The following is a 17,948-nucleotide window of genomic DNA, read 5'->3' on the forward strand; positions in this document are numbered from 1 at the left end:
ACCTGATCAGTGTAATCTAAGTCACTGAATAGCGTATCCCGTATACCAAATATGAACGGAGAATCCTTTGAAATCAATAGTCGTGACCAAACCCAACTCCCCGCTGGAGCTCGTGGACCGGGAAGTCCCGGTACCGCTTGGCCCGGGCGAGGAAGTGATCCGGGTCCTGGCGTGCGGGGTCTGCCACTCTGACCTGCATGTCGCCGACGGCGATTTCGGCGGACCCTACCCCGTGGTTCTGGGACACGAAGTGGTGGGCGAACACGATGAGCTGGGCCGCGTTCTTCTCTACGCGCCGTGGGGGTGCGGGCGGGCCGATTGCCGCCAATGCTCCGCGGGCCTGGAAATGATCTGTCCCAACGGCCGCGAGGCCGGGATCGTCTCGGATGGCGGCTACAGCGAATACATGCGCGTTCCTAAGCGTGAATACCTCGTCCCCATCGGGGATATGGATCCGTCCTTGGCGGCACCGCTCGCTTGCGGCGGGCTGACAGCGTTCCGCGCAGTCAAGCGGACCCTGCCGCACCTGCGGGGCAAGAACTCCAGGGCGATCGTCATCGGAGCCGGCGGCCTGGGGCAATTCGCCATCCAGTTCCTCAAAGCCTTGGCCGACGTAGAGCTGACAGTCGTCGATACATCACCCGAAAAGCTCAACGCCGCCGCCAGCCTCGGCGCCGACGTAACATGCGGCGTCGAGGGACTCACCGGCAAGTACGACGCAGTCATCGACTTTGTCGGGGCGGGTGCGACCATGGCGGCCGCAGCCTCCAGCATCGACAGGCAGGGAATCATCGTCGTCGTGGGACTCTGGGGCGGCCGCATTGAGTTCGGCGTAGGGGTTCTTCCCAGCGAAGCAGTACTCACTACGAGCATCTGGGGCAGCCTCGATGAACTCAAGGAACTCTTGGAGTTCGCCCGGACCCATCCGCTGCAGCACAGCGTCGAGACCATCCCCCTTGACCAAGCCCAGCATGCGCACGACCTTCTTCGGGCCGGCAGCATCAAAGGCCGGGCCGTCCTGGTCATGGACTAGGTCCAAAAATTCTCTCTGGCTCTTCCCAAATCCCTCTCGCTATGACACACAAGGAAGTGGACAAAGCAATGACAACACCGAAAGAAACCATGACAGCTTCTCCGGCGCCCGCCGCTGAGGCGCCAAAAAACCAGTTGCACCGGAATTCGATGGGAGTTGCCGGCATCTGCTTCTTTGTCGTCGCGGCCGCGGCCCCCATCGCGGGAATGACAGGGCTGGTACCGAGCACCATTGTTCTGGGCAACGGCGCTGCGGCCCCGGGCGCCTTTCTCATCGCGGGCATCATGCTGATGTTCTTTGCAGTCGGCTATGCTGCCATGAGCCACCACGTGACCCACGCGGGCGCGTTCTTTGCCTACGTTGGCCGTGGCCTAGGGGCGCCTTGGGGCGTTGCCTCGGCGTTTGTTTCCGTGTTGTCGTACTGCCTGGTGCAGACGGCGATCTACGGCTTCTTCGGCGCTACGGTTTCCCAGAAGATGGCTTCGATCGGCATCGACCTGCCGTGGTGGTTCTGGTGCCTCGTGTGCCTCGCCGTCGTACAGGTCTTTGGCATCATGAAGGTTGACCTGGGCGCCAAGGTGCTGGGGGTGCTCCTCAGCCTGGAGCTGGCGTCTATGCTTATCACCGGCTTGGCCGTGGTCTTTCACGGCGGTGGCCCTAACGGCCTGAACCTTTCAGCATCCTTCAGCCTCGACAACATCTTCGCCGGTGCCCCCGGAATTGCCTTCGCCTTTGCCTTCGCCGGATTCATCGGCTTTGAGGCCACGGCCATTTACGGCGAGGAATGCCGTGATCCGAAGCGGACCGTTCCCAGGGCTACCTATACCGCAGTCACCATCATTACCTTGATTTTCGCCCTGACCTCCTTCGCCATCATCTCCGGGGCCGGTTCCGCAGACATCGTGAACAAGACCCTGGAAGTCACAACCCTTCAAGGCACCCCCTTGGCCGACCCTGCCCAACTTCTCTTCTCAGTGGCCGGACAATACGTAGGACCCTGGATGCCCGAGGTCATGAGCTGGCTGCTCATCTCAAGCCTGTTCGCCGGGATCCTTGCCTTTCACAATTCAGCGACCCGCTACTTCTACGCGATGGGCCGCTCGGGGCTGCTGCCGGCTTCCTTCGGCGTCACCGGCCGTTTCCAGACCCCCGTCCGGGCATCAGTGCTTCAGACGGTCATCGGCCTCGTAACCATCGTGGCCTTTGCCCTGGCGGGGCTCGACCCGGTAGTCACGCTGTTCTACTGGTTCGCGATCACCGCCATTCTCGGGCTGACCTTCATCCAAGGACTGGTTTGCGTCGCAGTCATCCGTTTCTTCAGGGAAACCCGGGCAGACACCCGTGTCTGGAACACCCTGATTGCACCGTTGCTCGGTCTGGTATCTATCATCGTTGCCGAGTACCTGTTGCTCTCGCGGTTTGGCCTCATCAGCGGAACGGCGGGCGCGGACAGCGCAGCGTGGGAAATGAACGCCACCGGATGGTGGCTGGCTGCACTGCCGTTCGCTACGTTCCTGATCGCGCTCGCCTACGGATTCATTCTGGAGCGCAAGAAGAGCGACGATGAGGTCTTGAAGGAATTCGTTTCCTGATGGGGCAAGCGGGTGGGCACCGAAGTTGCCCGCCCGCATCTCCACGACGCCGAGGTCAATAGGGCGGCAGTGAAATACGCTGAGTCCATGACCACCGCACCCCATTATCCGCCGCAGCGTCCCCTAAAGCCCCGCAGGAATCTGCGCGAAGAGGTGGCGGAAAGCCTACGCAACAGAATCCTTTCGGGTGAATTCAAGCCTGGCGTCCGGATCGATCTCGTCACAGCCGCTGAAGAACTGGGGATCAGCCAGCTCCCAGTCCGGGAAGCCTTGATAACCCTCGAAGGCGAGGGCTTGGTCAAGTCCTATCCGCGCCGAGGGTACTTCGTCCAGGCGCTGCAACCCGAGGACATCCTTGATCACTACGAGATCTTCGGAAAAGTGGCGGGAATGGCCGCCGCTCGTGCAGCCAAGACGTTGTCGGGTGAGCAGCTCAAGGAGCTCACAGCGATCAACGAAGCCATGCGTGCGGCGAAAGACCCGGAGAAAAAAGAAGACTGCAACTTCAAGTTCCACAAGATCATCAATGGCACAGGCAGTTCCCACCGCCTGATGTCCGTCATTCGGATCCTTTCCAAGACCATGTCCCTTCACTTCGGCGAGATCATTCCCGATTGGGACAAGCAGGCGGCCGACGAGCACGACGAAATCCTCGATGCCCTCCGCCAGGGTGATCCCCAGGCTGCTCGAATCGCCATGGAGAACCACCTGTCAGTCAATGGTGTCCGGGCGGTCGAAGCCCTGCACCGGATGAACTTCTTCCCCGAGCCTTAGCTACAAGGCGCGGCCAGGACGAGAGGCAACAGCAAGACCATGTACGCAAAAGACAGCAAGCGCCGGCGGGTTGACGACTGGACTTCCATCGATGGTGCCACTGCCGAAATAGTCCAGTACGGCCAAACAATGGCGCGCGGCACGATCGACGGTGTCACAAAGGACGGCGCCATTGTGTGGGTTCAGGATGACACCGGGAGGCGGAAGCTATTTGAACGCTGCGAGTACTTTGAAGTGTGGGTGCCTCGTGAAGACACAGGCCTCAACTACAGAGTCAGTAAGCCATTCACGTTGTGGCGCTCCCAGGCTTCTCTTGGACAGTGAGCTCCTTTCGGCGGCGGTCGGCCTGCTCGACCAGTTCTGTCATCCACGGACGGTATCCCCGATGGAACTTCATCCCTTCGGGCAGTCCTTGGACGGATGGAACGGAATTGGCGATATCGATGGTAATGCGGCCACTACCTAAGGGCGCGTTGGTGATATGCAGGTCTCCATAGGACTCCGGGAGAACGGGATCCAACCAGACGCCACCGCGGGAAACGTGGGTGTCATACCGCATGAGGCTCGTCACCAACTGGATCGGTGTGGTCGCCGCCCAGGCCTGCGGCGAGCACGCCGTCGGATAGGGGACGGGTGCCGCAAGCTGGTCCCTGCCGAAGCCGCAGAACAGCTCGGGTAGGCGGCCGTCGGAGTATTCGGCCGCCTCCAGCATGCCGGTGGCGATCCGTTGCGCTTCGGCCACGAAGCCGTAGCGGAGGAGTCCGGCTGCGACAATGGCGTTGTCGTGGGGCCAGACCGAACCGTTGTGGTAGCTGGCAGGGTTGTAAGCGCCCATGTCGCTTGCCAGGGTGCGCACGCCCCAGCCGCTGAACATCTCGGGGGACATCAGCCGTTCGGCCACTTGAGGGGCCTTGTCTTCATCCACGAGACCGTAAACAAGGCAGTGACCCATGTTCGAAGCGCAGGCGTCAACCTGCCGCTTCTTGCCGTCGAGGGCGATGGCGTAGTAGCCGCGTTCGGGGATCCAGAATTCCTCGTTGAACCGTTTCTTCAGCTGTTCCGCACGATCGGATAGTTCGTTCGCCAGCTCCGTGTCGCCGTCGTCGTACGCCATCCAAGCGCGGGCTGTATACGCGGCGTAGACGTAGCCCTGGACCTCGCAGAGCGCGATCGGCGGCTCGGCCAGGGTCCCGTCGGCAAAGTTGATGCCGTCCCAGGAGTCTTTCCAGCCTTGGTTAATGAGCCCCTGGTCGTTGAGGCGCTGGTACTCGACGAAGCCATCGCCGTCCTTGTCCCCGTAGTCCCGGATCCAGTCGAGCGCCCGGTCCGCGTGGGGCAGCAGCGCAGTGATGGTGTCCTTTGCGAAACCCCAACGGCTAACTGATCCGAGGACGTCGACGAACAGCGGCGTGGCATCCACGCTGCCGTAGTAGGTTGATTTGCCGCCCAGGGATAACGCGCTGGATACATCGAGCCGGACCTCGTGGAGGATCTTGCCTGGTTCCTCTTCGGTCATCGGATTTACCACTGTCCCTTGGTGGTCTGCCAACGTCTGCAGTGTGCCAAGGGCCAGGGACGGGTCCACCGGAAGCGCCATTTGGGAAGCCCACAACGAGTCCCTGCCAAACAGCGTCATGAACCACGGCGCACCGGCGGCCACCACCACCCGGTCCGGGTGGTTCGGGTCCTCGATGCGGAGGGCGCCCAGATCGTCGTAGCTGCGCCTCAACGTCCGTTCAATCGACCGGTTGCCAATGTGCAGCACCGGAATTTTCGCCACCCAGTCCTGCCGGCGCCGGTCCCGGGGGGACAATCCGTCTCCGCCAGGGTGCACAAAAGCCGACGCGGAAACGGCTCCCTCGATGCTGGGCAGCACGGTCACGATAGTGCTCCAATGGCCGTGTGGCGGGACGGTCACCTGGTAGGTGAGTGCTTCCGGCGTGATGTTCGCTCCGGGTGCCTGTACAACCGTGCCCTTCCGGATCTCCTGCCACGCGGCCCGGATGGTAAGCGCATCGCGGTCAACCTTGCGGGTTTCGTTCCAGCGCCGCTGGATCCGTGCTTCTTTAACCTCGAAGAGGTCGGCAAAGTCCGCCTCAATTCTCAGGGAAATCAAGCATTCGGCCGGTTCCAGGGAGTAGTTGCGAACCGTGATCTGCTCCTGGAGACCGGCTCCCACTTCGCGCAGCCGCTCCACGATCAGCGGGCTGTCGGCGTAGCCGTCGGAGCGGGGTACCCTTCCGACGAACAGCGCCCTGTACGGCTCCTTCGTCTCCGCGGCCAACGGCTCAACGAGTTGGCCGTTAGCCGTCAGGCTCCAGCCGGACAGGATACGGGCGTCCTGGACGAAAAGACCATGCGGATGTTCGGCATTGATGTCCCCGTTCGGCAAGGAAATGCAGAAGGACGATCCCTCGACCAAAGTGACCGTTCCGGCCCCCAGCGGCCCTGCCGCTGTGTCAGCATTCCACCCTGCCATGGTGGTTCCCCTTAGGAAACTACAAACAGTGCCTTTACCTGCCGATAAAGGGCTGCCGTCACCGCAATTTCTTCAACTGACGGTACGCTTGCTTGCCCTCCCAAGCTAGACTTCGGCGCTTGGTCAAATGCGCCCCAGAGGACCCGCGGTTCGGCCGCCCGGATTCAGGCGGCCATCACGGCGCCACCCGATGACCGGACGGAGATGTTGACATCTGACTGTTGGGGATCGATCAGGGCCGGAAGGCGGCGGGATTGCGAGCAGCGGCGGAGCGCTTCCCTGGCCGCGGGGTCGACGTTGGCCCCGCTGATGTCGATTTCAAGGGCCAGACCGTGCATGAGTGCGTTGGCCCGCCTCGCGACGACATAAAGGGCGTGGAGGCTCCGGGCGGTTAGATGCCCATGGGCTGTGATGCGGACCTGGGCACCGTCGATGTCCATTTTTACGAGAAGCCGGATTTTTTCGGTCATGAGTCCTCTTCCGATCAGGAACCGCGACGCTGCGGCCCGGAACAAAGACTAAACGGTGGATGTGACGCAGGCAACAGTTACCTCCGCCGAGCTCTTAACTGATTGCGAACCATCTGTTCTGACTGGCCCATGGCCCTTAAGGGAATCCTGGCATAGGGTTTGACCCACTACCCGCTGGCTGCCCCGTTGGGTTTATCCGCACGATGTGGGCGTTCGGGCATGAACTTTGAACGCGGGATCTGGCCGACGCCGATTCCCGAATGATGAAGACGTGAGGGAGAAACATGACGCTTGCTCGTGCTGGACATCGAATGGCTACTCATCGTCCCTGTGTCCCCGCGGCGCTGCCCAGGGTTCCGGCTTGTGGGCGGTGCGGCCCGGGGTTTCCTTTGACATTCCATGAGTATGTTCCGGCGGTCTATGCCGTTGATGGCAGCGGATTGCGGCCGCCGTCGGCAAGCTACAGCTGTCCCAGATGCGGTACAGGCGACAATCACCAGGTTCCCCCGGGCTGGGCCCCGCCTGAGTGGCAGTGGTATTCCTGAGCCGAGTCACTTAACGGCCGAGTCACTTAACGGCAGAGTCACTTTAACTGCCGCGTCACTTAACGCATGGGACGACGGCGGGAGGCCCCGCCGTCGTCCGTTGCTCAGTCTTCGAGGAAGGCTGGCGTGAACAGAAGGTTCAGGCCCTCTGCCATGGTCGGATGGGTGATGATGGCATCGCGCACAGCGGTGTAGTCCAGTCCGGCCAGCATTGCCATCTGCACCACGGCAATGACTTCGCTGGCTTCGACGCCCAGCAGGGCCGCGCCCAGGATTTTGTTGGTCTCGCGGTCGATGACCGCTTTCCAGACACCCTCCAGGTGTCCCACGGTCCGGGCCCGGGGAATGGCCGAAACCGGCATTTTCGCGATGCGGACCTTGTAGCCGGCGTCCCGGGCCTGCCGCTCGCCCAGTCCAACACGACCAAGCTCGGGAGTGGTGAACACGCAGTAGGGAATCAGCCGGCCGGCGGTGCTGCGCGGCTTGCCAACGCCGTTCCTCGCCGCCAGGTTGGTCTTCAACACGCGGTAGTCGTCATAGGAAGCGTGCGTGAATTGGGGCGTCCCTGCGGCGTCGCCTGCTGCCCACACTCCTTCCGCAGTGGTGTGCAGCTGATCATCGACCCTGATGAATCCGTGATGGTCGAGTTCCACGCCGATACCTTCGAGATTGATGCCGTCGGTCATTGGTTTGCGTCCCACCGCCACCAGGACGTCACCTCCGGTGACTGCGTCACCTCCGGTGACTGCGTCACCGGAGGTGAGCGTCAGGGTAACGGCCCCGTTTGCGGCGCGGCTGATCCTTTGTGCCCTGGTGCCCAGCCGCACGGTTATGCCGGCGTCCGTGAAGTTCTGCTCGATGGCAGCGGCAACGTCCGGGTCCTCCCGAGGGAGCAGCTGCCCGCTGCTTTGGACGATAGTGACGCTTACCCCGATGGTGTTGAGCAGGTCCGCGAATTCGCAGCCGACATATCCGCCGCCGAGGACGATGATGCTCTCAGGCAGGGATTCCAGTTTCAACAGGGTGTTGCTGGTCTGCACTTTCGATTCCGGCAGGCCCTCGATGGCCGGCAGGAGCGGTTCGGTACCGAGATTCAGTACGACGTCGGTGCCGCGCAGAGTGCGCACGCCGCCGTCGTTCAGGGTCACCTCGACCGTTCGGGGAGCGACGAACTTCGCCTCGCCGAGAATGAAGTCCATTCCCGATCCAACGAAGGAGGATAGCTGGCCCCCGACCATGGTCTCCACGACGTCTTCCTTGCGGTGGCGTAGCAGTTTGAGGTCCATGAGCGGATCCTCGGCCCCGGAAATGCCGAATTCGGCGGCCCGGCGGACCGTTTCCAGTACCCGGCCGCTGTTGATGAGGGTCTTGGTGGGGATGCAGGCGACATTGATGCACGTCCCCCCGATCATCGAGCGTTCTATCATCGCAACTTTCCTGCCGGCCCGGGCCAGGTCCATCGCCAGGGTTTTCCCGGCCTTTCCACCGCCGACCACCAACAGGTCCACATCCTCGATGCTCATGGTGTTGCGCCTTCCGTGGCCAGGTAAGACAGTGCTGAGACCACGTGGGTTTGGACGCCCATGGACAGAGTCGGGTCGATCACCGGCGCGAAGAGAGGGGAGTGGTTGGCAGGTATGTCCTGGGCTACTGTTCCGCGCTCGACGGCGGCCCGGTACGTTGCGGGATCCACACCGCCCAGGAGCCAGAACGTGTATGGCACACCGAAGGCGTCCGGAATTCGGCTGAAGTCCTCGGAAGCGGTCTGCCTGTATGCGGTGCGCACTGAGTCCTCCCCGAAGTGTGCAGAGAATGCGGCCCGGACCTTCTCTGTCACCGCCGGGTCGTTGCTGGTGAGCGGGAACTGCTCGTAGTACTCGAAATCAGGGTCTTGCGGTGATCCGGCGGCGGAACACTCGCCCTTGACTATCCGCTCAACTGCCGCGAGAACGGACGCACGAACCTGGGTGTCGTAAGTGCGGATGTTGAGCAGGAGGGTGGCGCGGTCGGGGATGATGTTCGACGTCGCTCCGGCGTTGAGCGCCCCCACCGTGACAACCGCGAAGTCGCCGGGTTTCGTCTCCCGCGAGACGATGGACTGCAGCCTCAGCACGATCGAGGAGGCCAGCACCACGGGGTCAACGGACATGTGCGGCATGGAGCCGTGCGCGCCCTTCCCGTACACGGTGATCTTGAGCGAGTCCGCGGCCGAGAGGACCGGCCCGGCCGTGGTGGCGACCATCCCTGCCGGGATCGGCATCACATGTTGGGCGAAGGCGACGTCGGGCCGCGGCACTTTGGCGACGAGTCCGTCGTCGACCATTGCTTGGGATCCGGCCCCGATCTCTTCGCCGGGCTGGAAAAGCGCGATGTACGTCCCGGACCATGCCGTACGCCCGTCGGCCATGAGTTTGGCCGCACCGAGCAGCGCAGCGACGTGCAAATCGTGCCCGCACGCGTGCATGACGCCGTCCACGGCGGACGCATATGGCAGCCCCGTGGCCTCGGCGACGGGTAGCGCGTCCGTGTCTGCGCGGGCAAGGACCGTTGGGCCGTCCCCGTTTGCGAGGATCCCGACGACGCCGGTGCCCCCGATGCGGGTTACGGCATAGCCGAACGCTGCGAGTTTCCCCTCGAGGAGCTTCGAAGTCCGATGCTCCTTGAGGCTCAGCTCGGGGTGTCTATGCAGGTCAATGTACGTATCCCGGATCCAGCCGAGCTCTGCTTCAAGGTCTGCCAGGACTGCTTCGCAACCGCTCATGGACCATCGCTCTCAGTAGCAGTTCGGGGCGCCTGGCGAGCCGGCGCAACCGGGAAACCCAGCATAGACCCGGAAACCGAACCGGGGGAGTGTAAATTGAGGCGATGATTCACGTTGAGCCCGACGATCCCGCGCGTGCGGACGTTCACCAACTCCTGAGCGAGCACTTGGCTGACATGTTCGCTACGTCGCCGGCCGAAAGTGTCCACGCACTGGATCATTCGGCGCTATCCGAACCGTCGATCACGTTTTGGACGGCCCGCGACGGCGGCACCCTCCTCGGGTGTGGCGCGCTCAAACTCATTGATTCCCCGGACGGCTCAGCGAAGCACGGCGAAATCAAGTCCATGCGCACCACGGCCGGTGCGCGCGGGCGCGGCGTCGCTACCCTTATGCTCAAGCACATCGTGGACGAAGCCCGAAGTCGAAACTACGAACGCATCTTCCTGGAGACAGGAAGTGAGGACTATTTCGCTCCCGCACGGCGCCTGTATGTCCGCAATGGATTCACCGAGTGCCCACCTTTTGCCGACTACACACTGGATCCAAATAGCGCTTTCATGGAACTCCGCCTCTGAACGAGCGGCACGCCAGCAGGACGTTTCCGAAGCTGCGAGCAGAATGAGAGTCACGCATCGCGGCTTCGGAAGGGCGGTACTAGTCAGCGAGGATGTGGTACAGCGCTCGCCGGGTTTCGTCGATCTTTTCCATCGCGGCCGTACGCTGTTCGTCGGTTGCGGCGAAGCGGAATTGGTGGATAACCCCCATGAGCTTTGCAACGCTCTGGTGAAACGCGGGTCCTGACCCCTCTGGATCGATGTTCCACGCATTTTCCAGCTCCTCGGCGTGCTCCGCCACGTACGCCTTTCCGGCATCGGTGAGTGTGAACTCGGTGCGGCGGCCTTCGCCGACGGGTGTAATGAGCTCCTCGTCAACGAGCTGCTGCAGCGTCGGATAGACGGAACCCGGGCTCGGGCGCCATGATCCGGACGTCTTCTCGGCAATCGTCTTGATGAGTCCGTATCCATTGGATGGCGCTTCGGCCAGAAGGGAGAGGATCGCGAAACGAACGTCGCCCTTGTTGGCTCGACGCGGGCCGCCGGGACCAAAGCCTGGTCCAAACCCCGGCCCGAACCCCGGTCCGAAACCGCGGCCTGGCCCAAACCCGCGGCCTGGTCCGAATCCGCCGTGTCCGTGGGGTCCGCGACGGCTCCGGCCGCGTCCGAAGCGTTCCATATCTGGACCGCAATCTGTGTGCTTGTTGTCGTGAATGCCTTTCATAACGGCATCGTCCTTTCAGTGTGTTTGTGAGTTGCCCTGAGGCTCGCAATTTGTTCTGCGATAGTTAACGATATATCGCTGAGTGTCGTTAAACAAGAGCCGGTTCATGTCCGGATGGTAAGAAGAAGATCGTGTGTTCGAAAGGCGGTAGCCCGGTGCCTTCCCTCTTGCGTCCACTTCCGTCCTGTTTAGGGGACCTGGGGGTGGCGGCCCTCGTTGTGCCTGGTACCGTTTCGGCCACGGAGATTGATGCCATGTTTAGGAATGACCGCGGCCTCAGGGCAGTCGTGGTCGAACAGGGCGAATCAGAACAGGGCGAATCAGAACAGGGCGAATCATTCGGGCTACTGACTCGGGACCATCTGGAGTTCATGCTGACCGGCCGGCTCGGCTACGGGCGCGCACTGAACACGAGAAGGACGGCTTCGGAACTCTTGCCCGCCGTGGGCTCGTCCATGGCTGCCGACTTGGATCTGCAGTCCGCTGCGCAAGCCGTCCTGGAAAGGCCTGAGTACGAGCGGTATCAGGATCTGTTGGTTCTGAGCGCCACGGGCCCCCGGATTGTCACGGTATCGGACATCTTTGCCGCCGTTTCCGCGCAATTCCGCCACGCCTCACTTCACGACCCCCTCACGGGGTTGCCCAACCGGAGGATGCTCGAAGAGCATTGCCCTGACATCGGCGCGAGCGCCGGGCTGCCCGGCGTCGGAATCCTGTTCATTGACCTCGACGATTTCAAATCGGTCAACGACACCTACGGCCACCGCACCGGTGACGCCGTGCTCACAGAGTTCGCCCGGCGCCTGGCGCGCAGCGCCGGAAACCACGGCTCCCTGATGCGCCTGGGTGGCGACGAGTTCGCTGTGCTTCTCACCGACGTCGATGAGGACTCCGCTTTCGCGGTCGCCGCTGGAATCCTGGACAGCCTGGAAGAGCCTTTCGCGCTCGACGGTTGCGAGCTGCACATCAGTGCGACCATCGGACTGGCCCTGGGAGTCGACATCATTGCGGAGGACATGCTCGCAGGTCCCGAAGTCCTGCTCCGGCACGCGGACGGCGCGATGCTCCGGGCCAAGCAGGAAGGCAAGCGACGCATCGGCCGCATCGGACCCTGCCAAGAACCGGCACCGTTCGCACGCCAGGCGCACATCCGGCGTCGGCTCTCCTCTGCCGTTGACGACTCGGCGCTGACCCTCCAGTACCAGCCAGTCCTGGATCTTGCGACCGGGGAGGACGCCGGCGTCGAAGCGCTTTTGCGCTGGGACGATCGGGAAATCGGTCCAGTGGCCCCGGATGAGTTCATCCCGCTCGCAGAACATACCGGGGAGATCCGCAGGATCGGGGCGTGGGTCCTGGACCAGGCCTGCGCCCAGTCCCGCTCCTGGATTGACGCCGGCACGCCTCGAAACATCGCCGTGAACGTATCCCCGGTCCAATTCGCGGGCGGAACTCTTCCGTCCGAAATCCGAGCCGCCTTGGACCGCCATGGAATTCCTGCCCGGATGCTGGAAATTGAGATCACCGAAGGAACGGCGATAGTGGACGTCCCCTCCGTGGCATCGCAGTTGCGGGAATTGATCGACATGGGCCTTGGTGTCGCCTTGGACGATTACGGGAGCGCCTATTCGTCCCTGGCCATGCTTCGGGTCCTTCCGCTGACCACTCTGAAAATCGACAAAGCGTTCATCAGGGACATCGATAGTGAACCGCACACTGCGACCATTGTCCGAGGGCTGATCCAAACCCTCAACGCCATGGGGGTCCGGGTAACCGCCGAAGGAGTGGAACGCCAGGAGCAATTGAATATCTTGCGCGATCTGGGCTGCGACACAGCCCAGGGGTATTTGATCTCTCGGCCGTTGGCTCCCTCGGAATTTAGGATGGTCATTGAACGACATTGAGTACAACTAATGAGTGAACCCGACATTTGAGGCTAACAATGCAATTCGTCGTCTTCTACAGCTCGGATCTTTCGGCACTTCCGGGGCTCCAGGCCGTCTACCCCAGGCACGTTGAATATATGCAGGCGTTCGCTGCCGAGGGCGGCCTGATCGGCATCGGAACTTTCAACAATCCCGCCGTGAACGGTTCGATGGGCATCTTCACCAGCAAGGAAAGGGCGGAGCAGTTCATCGCGGGCGATCCTTTCGTCCTGGAAGGGCTGGCAGTACCCAGCGAGATCCGGGAATGGAACGCAGTAATGTTCAGCTCACAGGATCCCGCCTGACATTCGGTCAACGTCCGGGCACCTCACCGGCAAGTCTCCACGAACGCCGGAACCTTAGGCTCGATTCCCCACGCCGCCCGGTGTAATGCGGTCGCGAGCCAACCCCGCAGCCGAGCCAGCCGCAGGCGTCTTGCCGGACGTGCTGGAACAACCGGTGCCCCCGGCAGGGCACTGCGGCTGTCATTGTTCACGATGCTGATGACTGCGCAAGCCATCATCAACGAAAATTCCATAGTTATCTTCTTCTCATCTAAGCGTGGAGCCTGAACTGGTAAATCAGTTTGCGGCTGGAAGAAACCCGAATACTCAAAGGCGGAACCGCCGTCGTTCAAGGTTCTGTTAAATACGCTAAGCGCTCCGGAAGATGATGTCAGCAACTGTGCCGCTCCCTGCTTTTCCTAGGACTGGCGGTCCTACCCTTCGGAGATCGACGCCGGCGCAGCCAGTTCAACTGCGGTGGTCGCCGCCCAGCTCGCGAGCAGTTTCAGGCGCTCGTCGCTCGCTGACCCGGGTTCCGCGGTGTAGGCGAACATCGTCCACCCGGGGTTGGCCGGCAGTTCCATGGCCTCGTAGCTGAGTTCGAGATCCCCGACCACCGGGTGGTGCATGCGCTTGGTGCCGGTTCGGTGGTAACGGACGTTGTGGGCGGCCCAGCGTGTGCGGAATTCCTCGCTTCGGGTGGCGAGCTCGCCGACCAGATCGCTCAGGCCCTTGTTGTGCGGTTGCCGCCCGGCGTAACTGCGGAGGGTGGCGACAATGTCGTTCGCGCCTTGCTCCCAATCGGGATAGAAGTTGCGTGACTCGGGGTTGAGGAACACGAACCGGGCGTTGTTCACGGGCCGGACGGGATCGGCAAAAAGAGGCGAGTAAAGGGCGCGGCCGAGCGGGTTGGCAGTGATGAGATCCATGCGCTCGTTCCGCACCCACGTCGGGGCACCCGTGATCGCGTCCATGAATCGCTGGAGGCTCGGGCGGACCTGTTGCGCAGGCGTGACTGCCCGACGGCGGCGGGCCGGCCCGGGCTGCGCGGCGCGGGCGAGATCGAACAAGTGAGCGGTTTCGGCCTCGTCCAGCCTGAGGGCGTGGGCAATCGATTCGAGCACTTCGTCGGAGACGCCTGTGAGGTTGCCGCGTTCCAGCCGCGCGTAGTAGTCCACGCTGACTGAAGCCAAGGTTGCGACTTCTTCCCGCCGCAGCCCAGGCACCCGGCGGTTGGCACCCACAATGAGGTTCACTTGCTCGGGTGTCACTTTGGCCCGGCGGGAGCGCAGGAACTCACTCACATCGTTTCGACTGTCCATGGATTCAGGCTACTTCGGGCGGTGCACGTGTGGGAGGTCCTGTCAGTACACCGCTCGCGGCCAGCTATGGGCGGATACGGCTGGGTGCCGTATCCGCCCACACTGGTTAGTTTGGCTGGGGGTTAGTGACCGGGGCCGCCGGTTTCGGTTGCGGTGACCTTGAAGCTCGCATCGAGCTTGACGGTGGCGTGGGTGCCGTCCGACTTGGTGATGTGGGCTTCGTAGGCGGCGCTGCCGTCGTCTTCGGTGGTCATGTTCTCCACCGTGGCGCCGGAGTTGGCGGCCAGTACAGCGGCCTTGACCTTGGTTGCGGTGTCACCCGTCAGCTCGGTTTCGTTACCGTGGTTGCCGTGGCCGCCCTTTCCGCCGCCCGGGCCGCCGGTTTCGGTTGCGGTGACCTTGAAGCTCGCATCGAGCTTGACGGTGGCGTGGGTGCCGTCCGACTTGGTGATGTGGGCTTCGTAGGCGGCGCTGCCGTCGTCTTCGGTGGTCATGTTTTCCACCGTGGCACCGGAGTTGGCGGCCAGCACGGCGGCCTTGACCTTGGTTGCGGTGTCACCGGTCAGGGCCGTTTCGTTACCGTGCGTGCCGCCGTCCGTGGCGGGGGCGGATGGGCTGGCGGTCGACGTGTTAGTAGTTGCGGCGTTGGCCGGCAGGGCCATGGCGGTGAGGGCTCCGCCGCCCGCGACGGCGCCAATCAGGGCGGCGCCCACTGCGATTTTCCGGACATTGTTCACGATGTTGCTCCTTAGAGGTTCAACTCCGAGGGGTTCGAAGCTATATCCACCCTCGAACCCCACACTTTGGCGCCTCTATACCTGTGCTGTGCCTGAACTGTGACAATTCCGCCCGGCTCACAGGATCCGGCAGCGTGGCACCACGCGAATGCCTAGAGGTTGGTCATCCGTTCCGCGGCGTCGTTGTAGCGCCCGCCCTGCACCTGGATCTTGGAGGCAGCGTCCTCGATTTCGCTGAGTTCCGCGGCGGACAATTCGACGACGGCGGCGCCGATGTTTTCCTCCAAGCGGTGCAGCTTGCGCGTGCCGGGGATCGGGACGATCCAGGGCTTCTGCGCCAGGAGCCATGCCAAGGCGATCTGGCCGGGCGTGGCACCCTTGCGTTCGGCGATGTTCGCGAGCAGTTCGACGACGGCGGCATTGTGCTGGAGCGCTTCCGGCGCGAACCGGGGGATGGTACTGCGGATGTCGTTGCCGGCATCGAAGCTCGTGGCCGCGGTAATGGTTCCTGTCAGGAAGCCCTTTCCGAGTGGGCTGTAGGGGACAAAACCGATGCCCAGTTCCTCGCACGCGGCCAGCACTTCCTCCTCGGGGCGGCGCCACCAGAGGGAGTATTCGCTTTGGACAGCGCTTAGGGGCTGGACGGCATGCGCCTGGCGGATTGTTCCTGCGGATGCTTCGGACATGCCGAAGTGCTTCACCTTGCCGGCCTCGATCAGCTCCTTGATCGCACCCGCTACGTCTTCGATGGGAACGTCGGGGTCCACCCGGTGCTGGTAGTAGAGGTCGATGGCGTCGACGCCGAGCCGGCGCAGAGAGCCGTCCACGACGTCCTTGATGACCTCGGGGCGGCTGCTCACGCGCCCGCTCGGCTTGCGTTCTGCGGGATCGATGTCCCAACCGAACTTAGTGGCGATCACCACTTGACCCTTGTACGGGGCGAGGGCTTCGCCCACAAGCTCCTCGTTGGCGTAGGGTCCGTAGATTTCGGCAGTGTCGAAGAACGTCACGCCCCGGTCTACGGCGGCGCGCATCAGCGAGATCATTTCCTGCCGGTCCGGTTTGTCGCTGTATCCACCGGTCATGCTCATGCAGCCCAGTCCGACTGCGGAGACTTCCAAACCGTTGGTGCCCAGTGTGCGCTTTTCCATCGTTCGTCCTCCTGTGTCGTGAACCCCTGTGTCGTGAATTCAAGGTCCAGCCTTGCCGTCAACACTAGGGATACGTCAGTACTGGCAGGGAGTCCCTGTCATTACCTCTCTCAGGAGGGAACCCCCGACGACGGCGGTCCGCCGCCGTCGGGCGCTGCCTGTCAGCAGGCCGGCCGGTTCCGAACGTCGCTCGAGACATGCTGCTTGAGCAGCGAACCTCCAGCTTCTGCCTTCAGCTCGCGGTTTTCAACCATGACCTGCCCGCGGAGGATCGTCATGCTGGGCCATGCGGCCACCTCGTATCCGTCCCACGGGGTGTAGTCGGCCTCGTGCAGGTCCTCAGCGTGGATGGCCCGCTTGACTGTGGTGTCCAGGACCGCCAAGTCGGCGTCACTGCCCACCGCGATCACGCCCTTCTGCGGGTACAACCCGAGGATCTTCGCCGCGTTTGCGGAGGTGATGTCAACAAAGCGGGTGAGATCGAGCCCGCGTTTGGCCACCCCTTCGGTGTACGCGACGGCCATGCGCATCTCGACGCCGGCATGACCGCCCGTGGCGTCAAGAATGGTCTTGCCGCGGGTCTTCACCTCGAGGTCCGTGCACACGCCGTCGGTTGCCAGGGTGCTGAGTGAGCCTTCGAGCAGCGATTCCCACATGGAGTCGCGGTCGGTTTCCGATTTCAACGAAGGGTAGGTGTGGTAAATCGCGCCGTTCTTCTGTTTGTAGTCTTCGGCCGTGAAGTACGCATAATGGGGGAGGATCTCCCCGTAGACCGCTTGACCGCGCCCCCTCGCCTCACGGATGGCGTCCACGCCTTCGCGGGCGCTGACGTGCATGAGGTAGATGGGCGCACCGACGTGCTCGGCGAGCGTGATGACCCGTTGGAAGGACAACTTTTCCGAGAGGTTGTTGTGGGCGTGGTGCATGTTCTCCAGCCCGATCCTGCCTTCGCGCTGCAGTTGCTTGTAGGCGTACATGACGATGTCGTCGTCCTCGGCGTGCACTGCGAGCATTGCTCCGGCCTGGGCTGTTTGTTGCATGAGCCCCCACATATTGCCGAGGTCCGTCTTCTGCTTGGGGCGCGTCGGGGTGGTGTTGGTCATCCAGACCTTGTAGCTTCCATGGCCGGCCGCCACGGCGTCGGGAATCTGTTCGAGCACTTCGAACGGAATCTCCGGTTCCTTGAACGTGCCGTGCAAGGCGTAATCGGTGTAGCTTGACCCTGCCCACTCGGCCGATTTGCGGGCAAAGGACTCCGAGAGCTCATCGCCGGGTTGCCAATGCGCGAAGTCCACCAGGGTGGTGGTGCCACCGTAGATGGCGCCCTCGCTCACCCGGTCAGGGCCAAAACACTTGATTCCGCTTTCGGCCGCCGTCGGAAGAACGGAGTTGGTGTGGACATGCGGGTCCACGCCGCCGGGGACAACCAACTGGCCGCGGAGATCGACCGTACGTGTTGCCTCCTCCGTGGGGCCGAGGCCAGTCTCGCGAAGGGACACAATCTTGCCCCCCGCTATGCCGATGTCCAGGGTTTTGGCGCCGGACGGGGTAACGACCAGGCCGTTGGTGAGAACGAGATCAAGCATCAGGGGGTCGC

Annotated in this window: 15 protein-coding genes; 6 read left to right on the plus strand and 9 right to left on the minus strand. The window is 62.7% G+C overall.

The features are described from left to right. The first annotated feature begins 82 nt into the window (after positions 1-82). From NFJ07_RS12430 to NFJ07_RS12440, 3 genes are all read left to right on the plus strand, one after another. Positions 83-1,033 carry an alcohol dehydrogenase catalytic domain-containing protein gene (locus NFJ07_RS12430; RefSeq protein ID WP_269994738.1) on the plus strand — a complete coding sequence of 317 codons (951 nt, stop codon included), beginning with the start codon at positions 83-85 and terminating at the stop codon, positions 1,031-1,033. 68 nt (positions 1,034-1,101) lie between these two features. Next, the gene (locus NFJ07_RS12435; protein WP_269994740.1) at positions 1,102-2,625 is read left to right on the plus strand and encodes an APC family permease; all 1,524 of its coding nucleotides are present in this window, start codon (positions 1,102-1,104) and stop codon (positions 2,623-2,625) included. A 12-nt stretch (positions 2,626-2,637) separates the two neighbouring features. Next, complete coding sequence (locus NFJ07_RS12440) at positions 2,638-3,399, plus strand: GntR family transcriptional regulator (protein ID WP_269994742.1); 762 nt, start codon at positions 2,638-2,640, stop codon at positions 3,397-3,399. A gap of 286 nt (positions 3,400-3,685) precedes the next feature. Here NFJ07_RS12440 and NFJ07_RS12445 read toward each other — a convergent pair whose 3' ends face one another. The 4 genes from NFJ07_RS12445 to NFJ07_RS12460 all read right to left on the minus strand — a co-directional run bounded on the left by NFJ07_RS12445 (position 3,686) and on the right by NFJ07_RS12460 (position 9,654). Continuing rightward, positions 3,686-5,878 (minus strand): amylo-alpha-1,6-glucosidase, encoded by a 2,193-nt coding sequence (locus NFJ07_RS12445; protein WP_269994744.1) that lies wholly within the window; start codon positions 5,876-5,878, stop codon positions 3,686-3,688. 164 nt (positions 5,879-6,042) lie between these two features. Further along, the gene (locus tag NFJ07_RS12450; RefSeq protein WP_269994746.1) at positions 6,043-6,348 is read right to left on the minus strand and encodes a hypothetical protein; all 306 of its coding nucleotides are present in this window, start codon (positions 6,346-6,348) and stop codon (positions 6,043-6,045) included. Positions 6,349-6,997: 649 nt separating this feature from the next. Continuing rightward, a complete protein-coding gene (locus NFJ07_RS12455) occupies positions 6,998-8,416 on the minus strand; it encodes a dihydrolipoyl dehydrogenase family protein (RefSeq protein ID WP_269994747.1) in 1,419 nt (472 codons plus the stop codon). Continuing rightward, complete coding sequence (locus NFJ07_RS12460) at positions 8,413-9,654, minus strand: amidohydrolase (RefSeq protein WP_269994748.1); 1,242 nt, start codon at positions 9,652-9,654, stop codon at positions 8,413-8,415. The genes NFJ07_RS12455 and NFJ07_RS12460 overlap by 4 nt, the downstream gene beginning before the upstream one ends. Positions 9,655-9,758: 104 nt before the next feature. On the opposite strand from NFJ07_RS12460, the gene NFJ07_RS12465 reads away from it, so the two are divergent. Beyond that, positions 9,759-10,232, plus strand: a complete 474-nt coding sequence (locus NFJ07_RS12465; RefSeq protein ID WP_269994749.1) for a GNAT family N-acetyltransferase — start codon at positions 9,759-9,761, stop codon at positions 10,230-10,232. A gap of 79 nt (positions 10,233-10,311) precedes the next feature. Here NFJ07_RS12465 and NFJ07_RS12470 read toward each other — a convergent pair whose 3' ends face one another. After that, positions 10,312-10,935: a PadR family transcriptional regulator gene (locus tag NFJ07_RS12470; RefSeq protein ID WP_269994750.1), complete on the minus strand. Its 624-nt coding sequence runs from the start codon at positions 10,933-10,935 to the stop codon at positions 10,312-10,314. Between the two features lie 254 nt (positions 10,936-11,189). Here NFJ07_RS12470 and NFJ07_RS12475 point away from each other — a divergent pair, with 254 nt between their 5' ends. Both NFJ07_RS12475 and NFJ07_RS12480 read left to right on the plus strand, forming a co-directional pair. Further along, positions 11,190-12,836, plus strand: a complete 1,647-nt coding sequence (locus NFJ07_RS12475) for a putative bifunctional diguanylate cyclase/phosphodiesterase (RefSeq protein WP_269994751.1) — start codon at positions 11,190-11,192, stop codon at positions 12,834-12,836. 38 nt (positions 12,837-12,874) lie between these two features. Then, positions 12,875-13,162 (plus strand): YciI family protein, encoded by a 288-nt coding sequence (locus tag NFJ07_RS12480; protein WP_269994753.1) that lies wholly within the window; start codon positions 12,875-12,877, stop codon positions 13,160-13,162. 413 nt (positions 13,163-13,575) lie between these two features. On the opposite strand, the gene NFJ07_RS12485 is transcribed toward NFJ07_RS12480, so the two are convergent. From NFJ07_RS12485 to NFJ07_RS12500, 4 genes are all read right to left on the minus strand, one after another. Beyond that, positions 13,576-14,463 carry a helix-turn-helix transcriptional regulator gene (locus tag NFJ07_RS12485; RefSeq protein WP_269994755.1) on the minus strand — a complete coding sequence of 296 codons (888 nt, stop codon included), beginning with the start codon at positions 14,461-14,463 and terminating at the stop codon, positions 13,576-13,578. Between the two features lie 122 nt (positions 14,464-14,585). Then, positions 14,586-15,200 carry a PepSY domain-containing protein gene (locus NFJ07_RS12490; RefSeq protein WP_269994757.1) on the minus strand — a complete coding sequence of 205 codons (615 nt, stop codon included), beginning with the start codon at positions 15,198-15,200 and terminating at the stop codon, positions 14,586-14,588. A 152-nt stretch (positions 15,201-15,352) separates the two neighbouring features. Beyond that, positions 15,353-16,351 carry an aldo/keto reductase gene (locus NFJ07_RS12495; RefSeq protein WP_269994758.1) on the minus strand — a complete coding sequence of 333 codons (999 nt, stop codon included), beginning with the start codon at positions 16,349-16,351 and terminating at the stop codon, positions 15,353-15,355. Positions 16,352-16,512: 161 nt separating this feature from the next. After that, positions 16,513-17,937, minus strand: coding sequence for a dihydroorotase (locus tag NFJ07_RS12500; protein ID WP_269994759.1), 1,425 nt, complete (start codon positions 17,935-17,937; stop codon positions 16,513-16,515). Positions 17,938-17,948 lie beyond the last annotated feature (11 nt).

It is taken from the genome of Arthrobacter sp. B2a2-09, from assembly GCF_027587375.1.
GTDB lineage: Bacteria > Actinomycetota > Actinomycetes > Actinomycetales > Micrococcaceae > Arthrobacter.

Coding starts and splice junctions, on each gene's coding strand:
- NFJ07_RS12435 (WP_269994740.1), top strand. CDS start 1,102: ATGACAACACCGAAAGAAACCATGACAGCTTCTCCGGCGCCCGCCGCT.
- NFJ07_RS12445 (WP_269994744.1), bottom strand. CDS start 5,878: ATGGCAGGGTGGAATGCTGACACAGCGGCAGGGCCGCTGGGGGCCGGA.
- NFJ07_RS12450 (WP_269994746.1), bottom strand. CDS start 6,348: ATGACCGAAAAAATCCGGCTTCTCGTAAAAATGGACATCGACGGTGCC.
- NFJ07_RS12455 (WP_269994747.1), bottom strand. CDS start 8,416: ATGAGCATCGAGGATGTGGACCTGTTGGTGGTCGGCGGTGGAAAGGCC.
- NFJ07_RS12460 (WP_269994748.1), bottom strand. CDS start 9,654: ATGAGCGGTTGCGAAGCAGTCCTGGCAGACCTTGAAGCAGAGCTCGGC.
- NFJ07_RS12465 (WP_269994749.1), top strand. CDS start 9,759: ATGATTCACGTTGAGCCCGACGATCCCGCGCGTGCGGACGTTCACCAA.
- NFJ07_RS12470 (WP_269994750.1), bottom strand. CDS start 10,935: ATGAAAGGCATTCACGACAACAAGCACACAGATTGCGGTCCAGATATG.
- NFJ07_RS12475 (WP_269994751.1), top strand. CDS start 11,190: ATGTTTAGGAATGACCGCGGCCTCAGGGCAGTCGTGGTCGAACAGGGC.
- NFJ07_RS12480 (WP_269994753.1), top strand. CDS start 12,875: ATGCAATTCGTCGTCTTCTACAGCTCGGATCTTTCGGCACTTCCGGGG.
- NFJ07_RS12485 (WP_269994755.1), bottom strand. CDS start 14,463: ATGGACAGTCGAAACGATGTGAGTGAGTTCCTGCGCTCCCGCCGGGCC.
- NFJ07_RS12495 (WP_269994758.1), bottom strand. CDS start 16,351: ATGGAAAAGCGCACACTGGGCACCAACGGTTTGGAAGTCTCCGCAGTC.
- NFJ07_RS12500 (WP_269994759.1), bottom strand. CDS start 17,937: ATGCTTGATCTCGTTCTCACCAACGGCCTGGTCGTTACCCCGTCCGGC.